The sequence below is a fragment of the Streptomyces sp. NPDC001100 genome, assembly GCF_053598575.1.
Window position 1 is genome coordinate 317,775 of the sequence record NZ_JBSFKO010000004.1, and the last position, 13,030, is coordinate 330,804.

At 70.6% G+C, this 13,030-nt stretch carries 7 protein-coding genes; 6 read left to right on the forward strand and 1 reads right to left on the reverse strand.

Annotated elements, in window-relative coordinates:
- The first annotated feature begins 107 nt into the window (after positions 1 to 107).
- The 3 genes from ACWDEW_RS07875 (at position 108) to ACWDEW_RS07885 (ending at position 5,976) form a co-directional block, all read left to right on the forward strand.
- Positions 108 to 2,501: an ATP/GTP-binding protein gene (locus tag ACWDEW_RS07875; RefSeq protein WP_450510616.1), complete on the forward strand. Its 2,394-nt coding sequence runs from the start codon at positions 108 to 110 to the stop codon at positions 2,499 to 2,501.
- A 148-nt stretch (positions 2,502 to 2,649) separates the two neighbouring features.
- Complete coding sequence (locus ACWDEW_RS07880) at positions 2,650 to 4,305, forward strand: PucR family transcriptional regulator (RefSeq protein ID WP_450510618.1); 1,656 nt, start codon at positions 2,650 to 2,652, stop codon at positions 4,303 to 4,305.
- A gap of 225 nt (positions 4,306 to 4,530) precedes the next feature.
- Entirely contained in the window at positions 4,531 to 5,976 is a 1,446-nt protein-coding gene (locus tag ACWDEW_RS07885) for an aldehyde dehydrogenase family protein (protein WP_450510620.1), read from the forward strand.
- A 152-nt stretch (positions 5,977 to 6,128) separates the two neighbouring features.
- Here the strand turns inward: ACWDEW_RS07885 and ACWDEW_RS07890 are convergent, their stop codons facing one another.
- The gene (locus ACWDEW_RS07890; protein WP_450510621.1) at positions 6,129 to 8,966 is read right to left on the reverse strand and encodes a glycoside hydrolase family 3 C-terminal domain-containing protein; all 2,838 of its coding nucleotides are present in this window, start codon (positions 8,964 to 8,966) and stop codon (positions 6,129 to 6,131) included.
- A gap of 291 nt (positions 8,967 to 9,257) precedes the next feature.
- Between ACWDEW_RS07890 and ACWDEW_RS07895 the strand changes: the two genes are divergently transcribed.
- From ACWDEW_RS07895 to ACWDEW_RS07905, 3 genes are read left to right on the forward strand one after another with little or no spacing between them, the layout of a single operon-like run.
- Positions 9,258 to 10,949, forward strand: a complete 1,692-nt coding sequence (locus tag ACWDEW_RS07895; RefSeq protein ID WP_450510623.1) for an extracellular solute-binding protein — start codon at positions 9,258 to 9,260, stop codon at positions 10,947 to 10,949.
- Positions 10,950 to 10,976: 27 nt separating this feature from the next.
- Entirely contained in the window at positions 10,977 to 12,011 is a 1,035-nt protein-coding gene (locus tag ACWDEW_RS07900) for an ABC transporter permease (protein ID WP_450510625.1), read from the forward strand.
- Positions 12,008 to 12,961: a carbohydrate ABC transporter permease gene (locus ACWDEW_RS07905; protein WP_450510627.1), complete on the forward strand. Its 954-nt coding sequence runs from the start codon at positions 12,008 to 12,010 to the stop codon at positions 12,959 to 12,961. Before ACWDEW_RS07900 ends, ACWDEW_RS07905 begins: the two co-directional genes overlap by 4 nt.
- Positions 12,962 to 13,030: the final 69 nt, after the last annotated feature.

Genomic DNA, 13,030 nt, shown 5'->3' on the forward strand with positions numbered 1-13,030 from the left:
GCGTCTCTTGCCGCAGGCCCGGCCGCGTAAACGGTGAACTCCCCTTCCTGGCGCGTTAGATTGACTCGCTGACGATGCACGGAACGGCTGGTCAAGGGGCGAGGGCGATGGACAGCGACGGGACGCGGGACGCGCGGGGCACGCATGCGAATCCTGTGCCGCGTCCGGCGGCGCCGATGGAGGCGCCGGGCGTGCCGCCGAGGCCGACGCACGCCCCGGGCGCGGTCGGCACCTCCGTCGCCGACTGGCTCAACGAACCCCGGCCCGACGCCGGCCCCGGAATCTGGCGGTTCGGGTACCGCAAGCCCAAGCCGGAACAGAACTCGCAGCGGCTGTCCCCGATCACCATCGTCGGCGTCGTCGTCCCGCTCGTCGTGGGCATGGTGCTCTGGTCGCTGTGGCGGCACGGCGCCATCCCGTACCAATGGGCGCTGCTGAAGGTGTTCACCCCGGACGACTGGTGGTGGGCCGGCACCACCTCGCCGAAGGGCAAGGGCGTCGACGCCGTGACGGTGGCCGACGGCGTCTTCTTCGGCATCCTGGTCTACGGCATGGGGCGCCTGGGGAGCTGGCCGGAGATCATTCGGCACCTCGTCACGCGCCGCCCGCAGCCGGCCCGGGCGCTGCTCGCGCTGCTGGGCGCCGTGGTCGCGGAGAACCTGGTCGTGATCCCGAGCGTCTTCCCCGGCATCGGCTGGAACGCGCTTCCGGTGGCCGGACCGATCTACCACCTCATCAACATCTTCCCGGGCGGCTACGACTTCATTTCCACGCCGCTGATGGGCAACCTGCTCTACGTGGTCATCGGTCTACTGCTCCTCTGGCCGTTCGCCCGCATCGGCGGCTGGCTGCCGCTTCTCCGGGAGCGGTACGCGCCGCGCGACCCCGCCGCCGCACCGGCCGCCGCAGAGCAGACGCCGGCCGTCGGATCACGGGCCCACTGGCCCGAGCTGCGGGAGGCGGGGCAGTTCGAGGCCGCGGACGTCCTCACCCACGAGGTGCTGGCGGGGCGGATGAACGACGTGGACTGCGCGCGCGTCGACCACGCCTGGAAGCGGGCCCGGCGGACGGGCGACCTCTCCTCCTTCACCCGCACCGTGCTGCGGGCCGCCGGTGGTGCCTGGACCCACCCCTCCGGCTCCCGTGACCTCCCCGGCCGTGTCGCGCGGCACGACCTGCTCGCCGGTCAGGTGCGGATCGGGACCTGGGCGGCGGGTGAGCGCACCGCGCTCGCCTACCGCGGCGTCGGCACCGCGCTCGGCCCGGACACGCTGGGGACCTCGCTGCTCGTCGTCGGACCCTCGGGTTCGGGCAAGACACGGCACGTGGTGCGGCCGCTGGTCGAGAACCTCACCCTCCAGGCCCTCACCGGCCGGTGCGCCGTCGTCGCGGTGTGCGCGGCCGGCGAGCCGCTCGGTCCGGACGACGCGTTCGACGTGATCGTCAGGGTCGGGGACCCGGCGTCCGTCCACGACCTCGACCCGTACGCCGAGTCCGGTGACCCGGACGAAGCCGCCGCGCTGCTCGCGGAAGCTCTGGTCGGCGACCTCGACACGGTGGACACTCAGCGTGCCGCCGGCGCCCTGGCCCAGCTTCTCGGGCCCTACCGGGCCGTGTACGGGAGGTTTCCCGCACTGCCCGTGCTGCGCGAACTCCTTGAGGGCGAGCCGAGGGTGCTCGCGGAGCTGAGCGGGGCACTCACTGACGGCGAACACGCCATGATGCGGCGCGAACTCGACTCCCGCATGCGCCATGCCGGCGGTGGCAACGACCCCGGCCAGGCCCTCGCCGACCGGCTCGCACTGCTCGACCGCCCGGTGTTCGCCGAGTTCTTCGGAGCGGAGGGGGGGACCGCGCGGCCGTTCTCGCTGCGAGCCGTCGCCCATCATCCGCTGCGGGTCCGCATCGACCTGCCCGAGCACGGGCACGACGAGGCGGCCAAGGTGCTCACCCGGCTGGTCCTCGCCCAGTTCACCGCGGTGGTGCGCGGCCGTGAGCGCGGGCACTTCGCCTGCCTTGTGCTCGACGACGCCACCGGCGCCGTGACCACCGAGTCACTGCGCCGGATCCAGCGGCTGCGCTCCGAGGACGCGGGGGTCGTCCTCGCCCTGCGTACCGTCGGCGACGTGCCCGAGGCCCTGCACGGCCCGCTGTACGGCGCGGTCGGCTGCCGAATGGCACTGTCCGGCGTCACCACCTGGGACGGCAGCCGCTTCGCTCAGGCCTGGGGCACCGAGTGGGTGGAGACCACGGATGTCGCCAAGCACACCGTCTTCGCCGACCAGCCCATGACCCGCGCCATCCACGCCCTCCGCAAACTGATCACCGGCAAAGCCGTGACCACGGAGGCCGTCACCGTCCGCCAGGTGGAGCGCGAACGCTGGTCCGCGTCCGAGTTGGCGCACGGTGTGCCGGCCGGGCACGCGGTGTTGTCGCTGACCAGTGTGAAGGGGGAACACGCGCCGCCGCTGCTGGTGGATCTGCGGGGCCAGGGGCACTGAACCGGACATACGGGGGCGTCACGACCGTACGGTGAGGCAGAATTGGCGCACGCCGCTCGTACGCGGCGGCCAAAAGGCCGGCGTCATCACTCGTTCTCGCTTCCAACCCCCCTTCCCCCTTCCGACCGCTGCTCTACCTGAAGGCCCCATGCCCCCCACGCTCGCCTCGCTCGTCCACCACTCCGCGCTCAAGCTCACCGTGCGCGCAGGCGAGGACCGCCTGGACGTGCCCGTGCGCTGGGCCCATGTCAGCGAGCTGGCCGACCCGGTGCCGTACATGGAAGGCGGGGAACTGCTGCTGATCACCGCGCTGAAACTGGACGCGGAGGACCCCAAGGCCATGCGGCGGTATGTGAAGCGGCTGGTGGAGGCGGGGGTCGTAGGGCTCGGGTTCGCCGTCGGGGTCAACTACGACGAGATCCCGAAGGCGCTGGTCGACACCGCGGCGGAGGAGGGGCTCCCGCTGCTCGAAGTGCCCCGGCGGACCCCGTTCCTCGCGATCAGCAAGGCTGTCTCCGCGGCGATCGCCGCCGACCAGTACCGGGCCGTGACCGCCGGGTTCGCCGCTCAGCGCGAGCTGACCAGGCAGGCTCTCGCCGACGGTCCGGAGGGGCTGCTCGCCGCGCTCGCCTCGCAGGTCGACGGGTGGGCCGCGCTCTACGACGCGTCCGGCGCCGTCGTCGCCACCGCACCGGACTGGGCCGGCCGTCGCGCCGCCCGGCTCACCGCGGACGTGGAACGGCTGCGGGAGCGCCCGGCGCCCGCCTCCTCCGTGGTGGGCCTCCCGGACAACGAGGACCGCGTCGAACTGCACTCCCTCGGCACCGGACGACGGCCGAAGGCAGCCCTCGCGGTGGGGACCGCCGCCGCGCTCGGGACGGCGGAACGGTACGCCGTCCACTCGGCGATCGCGCTCCTCACCCTCACCACCGAACGCTCACGGTCTCTGCAGGCCGCCGAACAGCGGATCGGCGCGGCGGTGCTGCGGATGCTGCTCGCCGGACAGCCGGACCACGCGCGGGCGGTCGCCGGGGACCTGTTCGGCGCGCTCCTCGACGCGCCGTTCCGGGTGGTCGTGGGGGAGGGCACCGGCGCGGACCGCGATCCGCTGGGCGGGCTCGCCGAGGTCATGGAGTCGGCGGCGGCCCGCTCCGGAGAGGCTGTGCTCGTCGTACCAGAAGGGCCGCAAGGCTCGCAAGGACCGCAAGCATCGCAAGGCTCGCACCCGCCGGAGCGGCTGGTCGTGCTCGCTGTCGACGGCGGCGCGGCCGTCGAGGCCTGCCGCGAGTACGCGGCGGCGCTGGAGGCCGAGCGTGCCTCCTCGGACGTACGGGATGTACGGGATGCACGGGACGTGCGGGAGCAGGGCGAGGACGACGGGCCGGTCGTCGGGCTCTCCGCGTCGGCCGGGCCGATCGCCGCCGCTGCCGCCTACAAGCAGGCGGAGCAGGCGCTGTCGGTGGCCCGGCGGCGCGGGCGGGTGTTCGTCGAGCACGAGCAGCTGGCCGCCGGGTCGGTGCTGCCGCTGCTCGCCGACGACGCGGTACGGGCGTTCGCGGACGGTCTGCTGAGGCCGCTCTCCGAGCACGACGCGACCGGGCGCGGGGACCTGGTCGCCTCGCTGCGGGCCTGGCTGTCCCGGCACGGACAGTGGGACGCGGCGGCGGCCGATCTCGGGGTGCACCGGCACACCCTGCGGTACCGGATGCGGCGGGTCGAGGAGATCCTCGGGCGCTCGCTCGACGATCCGGACGTACGGATGGAACTGTGGCTGGCGCTGAAGGCGACGGCCGCAGCGGAGTGATGGCCCCGTGGTGGAGTGACGGCCGCGGCGGCCCCGTGGTGGAGTGACGGCCGCGGCGGAGTGATGGCCGTGGTGGACCGATCGCCGCCGCGGATTGACGTGCCCTGCCGAACTGTACTGTTCCCGTCCGGTACCACTACGACTCGGCTAAACGCACCGCGGCCTCCCCGCCCCTACGGTTGACGAGAAGCCCCAAGACCACCCCCAACGCGGAAGGGCCGGGACATGACTTCCACCCACGCCTTCTGGCTCGCCGGCCGTCAGGCCACGGGCGAGGACACCTTCGACGTCACCTCCCCGTGGGACGGACGCCTCGTCGGCAAGGTCAGTGTGCCGACCGACGCCCAGGTCGAGGAGGCGGTGGCCGCCGCGTACGCCGTACGGGACGAGTTCGCCGCGACCCCCGCCCACGTCCGCGCCGCCGCCCTCGACCACGTCAGCCGGCGTCTCGTCGAGCGCACCGAGGAGATCGCGCAGCTGATCTCCGCCGAGAACGGCAAGCCCGTCAAGTGGGCGCGCGGCGAGGTCGGCCGGGCCGTGTCCGTGTTCCGGTTCGCCGCCGAGGAGGCCCGGCGCTTCAACGGCGGCGAGGCCCAGCGCCTCGACACCGACGCCGGCGGCCAGGGCCGGCTCGCGCTCACCCGGCGTTTCCCGAAGGGCGTCGTCCTCGGTATCGCGCCCTTCAACTTCCCGCTGAACCTCTGCGCCCACAAGATCGCCCCCGCGATCGCGGCCGGCGTGCCGATCATCCTCAAGCCGGCCCCGGCCACCCCGCTCTCCGGTCTGATCATCGGTGAGCTGCTCGCCGAGGCCGAGCTGCCCGCCGGCGCGTGGAGCATCCTGCCGGTCGCCAACGACCACATGCCCGCCCTCGTCCAGGACGAGCGGCTGCCGGTGATCTCCTTCACCGGTTCGGAGAAGGTCGGCTACGCGATCATGGACTCGGTGCCGCGCAAGCACTGCACCCTGGAGCTGGGCGGCAACGGTGCGGCCGTGGTCCTCGGGGACTACTCCTCCGACGCCGACCTCGACTGGGCCGCGACCCGTATCGCCACCTTCTCCAACTACCAGGGCGGCCAGTCCTGCATCTCCGTGCAGCGGGTCATCGCCGACGCCTCCGTCTACGACCGCCTCCTCCCGCGCATCGTCGCGGCGGTGGAGGCTCAGGTCACCGGCGACCCGAGCGACCCGAAGACCGACGTCGGCCCGCTGGTCAGTGAGGCCGCGGCGCAGCGCGTCGAGTCGTGGGTCCAGGAGGCCGTCGACGCCGGCGCCACCCTCCTCACCGGCGGCAAGCGCGACGGTGCCTCGTACGCGCCGACCGTGCTCACGGACGTACCGGCCGACGTCACGATCTCCTGCGAGGAGGTCTTCGGACCGGTGCTGACCGTGACGAAGGTGGACGGCGAGGCCGCCGCCTTCGCCGCCGCCAACGACTCCAAGTACGGCCTCCAGGCGGGGGTGTTCACCCACGACGTGCAGGTCGCCTTCCGCGCTCACCGCGCCCTTGAGGTCGGCGGTGTCGTGATCGGCGACGTCCCGTCCTACCGCGCCGACCAGATGCCCTACGGCGGCGCCAAGCAGTCCGGCGTCGGCCGCGAGGGCGTGAAGTTCGCGATGGACGACTACACCTACGAGCGGGTGCTGGTGCTCACGGGCCTCGCGCTCTGAATCGTTCGCCGCAGCGGGACGGTCGCTCTGACCGTCCTCTCACCCGACGGCTCTAGCTAATGGGATCCATTTTCATATAGCCCCCCTGAAGGGGCCCGGCACCGATGCCTTCCGGTGCCGGGCCCCTTCTCCCCGTCGACCCCTCCGGACCCTCAGCCGGAGAAGCCGACGTGCGCGAGCCGCAACGGGCCGCGCAGTCTTATGTGCACGTCGTGCACGCCCTCGGCGACGATCCCGGCGCCGACGGTGGTGTAGTCGTACGGGCCCGACGTCGGCGCGGACAGGGCGAGTCGGGCGAGTGTCGGACCGCCGTCGAGGGACAGTTCCACGGCCCCCTCGCCCGCCACCTCCACGGTCACCTCCGTGACCCCGGCGCCGAAGTCGCAGTGCCGGTAGGTCAGCTCCGCCGTGCCACCGGCCGCCGGTGTCACCGCGTCGCCCGCCGCCTTCGTCCGGTCGACGATCTCGCCGCCCGACTGCTCGTCGAAGTCGGCCGCGGGCAGGCCCCGTTGGAGAAGATCGCGGGGTGCGGCGGGCTCACCGGTGAGCGTCACCGTCGTCCGCAGGCGGATGTCCTCGCTGGAGGCACCGACGAACAGGTCGTACGGGCCGGGTTCGAGACGTCGGCCGCCTCGCTTCACATCCCAGAACTCGAAGGCGGACAACGGGACTTCGAAGGAGAGCTCCACCGTCCCGCCCGGCGCGAGGGTCACGCGGCGGTGCGCGGCCAGTTCGCTGAGCGGGCGGCGGACCGACGGGTTCACCGCGCTGGTGTACAGCTGCGCGACCTCGTCGGCCGTCACGTCCCCCGTGTTGGTGACCGTGAACTCGACGCGCACCGCGCCGGGTTCGACCCGGGCGCGCAGGTCGCCGTAGGAGAAGGACGCGTACGACAGGCCGTGGCCGAACGGGAACAGGGGCGTGCCCTCGAAGTAGAGGTACGTCTGACCGCCGCCGATCACGTCGTAGTCGAGGAGGTCGGGCAGGTCGGTGTCGGCCGCGTACCAGGTCTGGGGGAGGCGGCCGGCGGGGGAGACGTCACCGGCGAGGATCCGGGCCAGGGCCGTGCCGGCCGCCTGGCCGCCGTGGGCGGTCCACAGGAGCGCGGGGAGGTCGGAGGGGGCGACCGTGTAGGGGTACGCGGAGACCAGCGCCAGGACCGTGTTCGGGTTGGCGGCGCGGGCCGCGCGCAGCAGGCGCTGCTGCTGGGCCGGGAGTCGGAGCGTCGTACGGTCCTCGGTCTCGCGGCCGTTGATGTGCGGGTCGTTGCCCGCGACGACGAGCACCACGTCGGCCGCCTCTGCGACCCGGGCCACCGCGTCCTCGCCGCGCTCGGCGATCACCAGCTCGAAGATTTCTCCGCCCTCTTCGGCAACCTTCACGCCGTCGGCGGCGACAGAGACGTGGCGACCCGTACCGATGTGCAGCAGGAGGTGACCGTTCTCGTGGGGTTCCAGGCGGAATGTCTCCTGGACGACCCAGCCGCCGGGCTGGTCGGCGGAGGCGCGCACATAGCCGTCCTCGGCGACCGAGAGGTAGCGGCCGTCGGGGGCGCGGAGGGTGAGGACGCCCTCGCCCCAGTCGACGAGCGCGAGTTCCGAGCCCGTGGGGTCGGTGGTGAGTGGCGGCAGGTCGGTGCGGCCCGCGAGGAGGGCGGGGTCCAACGCGCCCTCGGCGCCGCGCACTTCGTCGGGCACGTCCGCCAACGGGACGTGCAGGCAGTCGCCTCGGGAGGTCTTCAGCCGAACCCGGTCCACGCCCTCCGCGAACTCGACGCGCTCGGCGCCGAATCGCTCGTACAGGCCCTCCAGCGGGGTGGAGCGGTGGATCAACGTGCCGCTGTACCAGTCGAGTTTGCACTCGTCGGCGAGGAGACCGACCACGGCGAGACGGGTGTCGTGGGCGAGGGGCAGCAGATCGCCGGAGTTCTTGAGCAGGACCACCGCTTGTTCGGCGGCCTCCTGGGCGAGCGCCCGGTGCGCCGGGGTGTCGAAGTCCTCGATGCCCGCGTGCGGGTCGTGCGCCGGGTCGAACTCGCCGAGCCGGAACCGGACCGAGAGCTGCCGGCGCACCGCCGCGTCGAGGTCGGCCTCGGTCAACAGGCCCTGTTCCAGGGCGCCTCGGACCCGCGCCACGATCGTCGAGCCGTCCGTGCCGTGGTCGGTGAAGCTGTCCACGCCGGCGAGCAGCGAGGCCGCCGTCGCCTCCTCGTGGGTGTCGAAGTAGTGCTCGGAGTCGACCAGGTTGGAGGGTGCGCCCGCGTCCGAGCAGACCAGCAGGTCCTCGTCGGTCCAGGTGCGCAACTGCTCGCGCAGATACGGCGAGACGTGGTTGGGGCGGCCGTTGACCAGGTTGTACGCGGGCATCACCCCGGCCACCGCGCCCGCCTCGACCGTCTCGCGGAAGGCGCGCAGGTCGTACTCGTGCAGCACGCGCGGGCGGACGGAGGACGAGGTGACGTCGCGGCCCGTCTCGTTGTTGTGCGCCAGCCAGTGCTTGAGGACGGGGGCCGTGCGCCAGTACGTCGGGTGGTCGCCGCGCAGGCCGCGCGTGTACGCGGTGGCGATGGCCGAGGTCAGCCTCGGGTCCTCCGAGTAGCCCTCCTCGTTGCGGCCCCACAGCGGGTGGCGCAGCAGGTTCACCGTCGGCGCCCACACGTTGAGGCCCACGCGGTCGTCGCGGGCGCGCATCGCGCGGACCTCCTTGGACACCGCGTCGCCGACCCGTCGTACGAGTTCCTCGTTCCAGGTCGCGCCCAGGCCCACCGCCTGCGGGAAGACCGTCGCCGGGCCCATCCAGGCCACCCCGTGCAGGGCCTCCTGGCCGGTGCGGAACGCGGCGACGCCCAGGCGCTCGACGGCGGGCGCGTACTGGTGCAGAAATCCGATCTTCTCGTCGAGGGTGAGCCGTGCCAGCAGATCGTCGATGCGCTTCGCGAACGGCAGCTGCGGGTCGCGGAAAGGCGGCGTAGGCGGCGTTTGTGCGGTCACGTGGGGTTCCCCTTGCGATGGAGCGGCGCGGCTCTTTCGAAGCGCTTCGATGCTGATTCGATGCGGAGCGGGTGTCAAGAGACCTTCACCGTTATTTCAAGCAGCACATACGGACAGGTCACCTCCCACACCTCGGAGGAATCTTGGGAGCGACCCTTGTGCACCCTCGGGCGTTCACTTAACCTCGCAGCAACATCGAAGCGCTTCGACTAAGTGCTCTGTTCCACTCAAGACACCGCAGCCGACGGCTCCACCGCCGGGTGTCCTGGTGCGCCATGAAGGGTTGACGCAATGACGCCGAACGCCTCCGCCGCCTCCGCTCCCAGCCGGAGAAGTTTCCTCGCCTCCACGGCGGTCGCCGCCGCAGCGGTGGCGGGAGGGGTACCGCTGCTCTCCGCCTGTGGAGCCTCGGACAGCGGCTCCGGCGGCGGCACCTCGCAGGGCAAGGGAGTCAAGAAGCTGCTGCCGGCGTTCGTGGCCGGCAACGTGGTGACCCCGGACCTCCCCTCCAAGAACGGCTCCGCGATCGGCTTCACCAGCAAGCTCGACCTTGCCACCCTGAAGACCTCGGTGCCGAAGAAGCTCGGCAAGGGCGGCAAGGTCTCCATCATGTCGCCGTTCTGGGGCTCCCCGCCGAAGAGCGACAACGCCTACTACAAGGCGATGAACAGCCTCATCGGCGTCGACGTGACCTGGCAGAACCAGGACGGCAACACCTACGACCAGAAGCTCGGCGCGGTCCTCGCCTCCAGCGACATCCCGGACGTCGTGGTCGTCCCCGGCTGGAACATGGGCGGCAAGATACCCAGCGCCATCATCGGCAAGTTCGCCGACCTCGGCCCCTACCTCGCCGGCGACAAGGTCAAGGACTACCCGAACCTCGCGGCGATCCCGTCCGACGCCTGGCAGCGCTGCATCTTCGGCGGCAAGCTGCGCGGACTGCCGATGCCGTCCTCGTACGTGCCCAACATCGTGCCGCTCTACCGCAAGGACATCTTCGACAAGGAGGGGTACCAAGTCCCCACCTCCGCCGACGAGTTCATGGCTCTGGCCAAGGAGATCACCAACGCCAAGGCCAAGCGCTGGGCCTGCCTGGACATGAAGTGGACCGCCTTCAACGCCTGGGGCGTGCTCTCCGGCAGCGAGAAGTCGCTCGGCTGGAACCTCGTCGACGGCAAGCTGATCAACCGCATCGAGACGCAGGAGTACCTCGAAGCACTGGAGTGGACCCGCAAGCTGTTCGCCGCCGGATACGTGCACCCCGACGCCAAGTTGGGCAAGAGCGCGGCCACCGACCCGGGCCCCAAGTTCGCGGCCGGCGAGTTCCTCATCTACGCCCAGGACATCTCGCAGTGGTGGAGCCGCACCGCCGAACAGGCCACCCAGAACCCGGACTACAAGATCTGGGGCATGGACATCTTCGGCCACGACGGCGGCGCCCCGACCCTGTGGGCCGGCGAACCGGCGGGCATCTTCGCCTTCATCAGCAAGAAGGCCTCCGAGTCGGTGATCCGTGACGCGCTGGCCGTCGCCAACGTCACCGCCGCGCCGTACGGCACCAAGGAGTACATGCTCACCAACTACGGCGTGGAGGGCACCCATTACACCGTCAAGAACGGTGTGCCCACCAAGACCGACCAGGGCAACAACGAGGTCATCAACGCCTACGTCATGGTGGCCAGCCCCGCCGCCACCATCGCCCACCCCGACTTCCCCGACGTCGCCAAGGCGCAGGTCGAGTGGCAGCAGCGGATGGGTGCCTTCACAAAGAAGTCGACCTTCTACGGTCAGCAGATCACCGAGCCGAGCCGCTACACCAACCTCTCCAACGACTTCGAGCAGTTGGAGGACGACATCACCCGCGGCCGCAAGAAGATCAGCGACATGCAGCAGGCCGTGTCGGACTGGAAGAGCAAGGGTGGCGACCAACTCCGCGCCTGGTACCAGAAGTTGCTCGACGACAACGGCACCGCGACGAGCTGACCCGGTACCGAGGCAAGGAGAACGGCCGTGTCCCACAGCACGGTGCCTCGGAGCAGGACCGAGGCCGACACGACGGGCAAGACCCCGGTGGCGTCCGGCGGCGCCACCGGCACCCGGCACAAGGACCTGAAGGCGAAGGTGAGCCTGCGGCTCAGGTTCAGACGCGACCGCGTCCTGCTCCTGATGACCCTGCCGGCGGTCCTGCTCATCCTGGTCTTCAACTACCTGCCGATCCTGGGCAACATCGTCGCCTTCGAGGACTACGACCCCTACGTCAGCGACAACGGCATCGTCTCGATGCTGCACAGCCCCTGGGTCGGCCTGGAGAACTTCCAGCAGATCTTCGCGGACTCGTCCTTCTGGAACGCCGTACAGAACACACTCGTCCTGTTCTCCCTCCAGCTGGTCCTGTTCTTCCCGATCCCGATCCTGCTCGCGCTGCTCATCAACAGCGTGGTCAGGCCCCGGGTCCGGGCGCTCTCCCAGGCGATCCTCTACCTCCCGCACTTCTTCTCCTGGGTGCTGGTCATCGCCGTCTTCCAGCAACTCCTGGGCGGGGCCGGGCTGTTCTCGCAACTCCTGCGGCAGCACGGCTTCGACGGCCTCGACGTGATGACCGACCCCAACACGTTCAAGTTCCTGATCACCGCGCAGAGCGTGTGGAAGGACGCGGGCTGGGGGATCATCGTCTTCCTCGCCGCGCTGTCCTCCGTCAGCCCCGACCTCTACGAGGCCGCAGCGATGGACGGCGCCGGTCGCTGGCGCCGCATGTGGCACGTCACGCTGCCCGCGCTACGACCGGTGATCGCACTGCTGCTCGTGCTCCGCGTCGGTGACGCGCTGACCGTCGGCTTCGAGCAGATCCTGCTCCAACGCGACGCCGTGGGACCGGGAGCGGCGGAGGTCCTCGACACCTTCGTCTGGTGGAACGGTGTCCGCAACCAGGACTTCGGCTACGCGGCCGCCGCCGGACTCGTCAAGGGCGTGATCAGCCTCGGCCTGGTCCTCGCCGCGAACAAAGTGGCCCACCTCATGGGCGAGCAGGGGGTGTACAAGAAATGACCGCCGTCATCGACAATCCCGTCAACCCCGCCAAGTCCGTACGACAGCCCGGTCGTTGGGCCGCTCCGCCCCGGCCGACCTGGGAGGAGGAACCCAGCAGGGCCGGCCTCGCCGGCAAGGGGCTCGTCCTCACCCTCGCCTGCCTCGGCATCCTCTTCCCGCTCTGGATCGTCCTCGTCACCAGCCTCTCCTCACGCAAGACCATCGACCGGGCCGGCGGCCTCGTCATGGTGCCCAAGGGCATCACCTTCGTCGCCTACAAGGAACTCCTCAGCGGCGGCCAGGTCACCCGGGCGGCAGTCATCAGCGTCCTCATCACCGTCGTCGGCACGGCGTTCTCCATGACCGTGTCCGTCCTGTGCGCCTACGGCCTCTCGCGGATCGGCTCGCTCGGGCACCGGTGGATCCTGATGATGATGCTGGCCACGATGTTCTTCAGCGCCGGGCTCATCCCGACGTACCTGCTCGTCCAGTCGCTCGGTCTCACCGACAGCTATCTCGCGCTGATCCTGCCGAGTGCGTTGAGTGTCTTCAACATCCTCGTTCTGCGCGGGTTCTTCATGGGGATCTCGCAGGAACTCGTCGACAGTGCGCGGATTGACGGTGCCGGTGATTTCCGGATTCTCTGGCAGATCGTGATGCCGCTGTCCCGTGCGGTGCTCGCCGTCATCACGCTGTTCTACGCCGTGGGATATTGGAGCGCCTGGTTCAACGCGTCCCTGTATCTCAACGACCAGGACATGATGCCGCTGCAGAACGTCATGATCCAGCTGGTGCAGAAGCAGGAGGCGCCGGTGGGGCTCGGGCAGGCGATCAAGACGGGAGAGCTGTCGGGGCTGGCTGTGCAGATGGCGGTCATGGTGATGGCTCTGTTGCCGGTGGCTGTGCTTTCGCCGTTTGTGCAGCGGCATTTCAAGAAGGGGATGCTGACGGGAGCCGTCAAAGGCTGAATCGGTTGTTCGTTGTCTGCGGGTGAGTGGGGGCTGGTCGCGCAGTTCCCCGTGCCCCTCAGGTAGGAA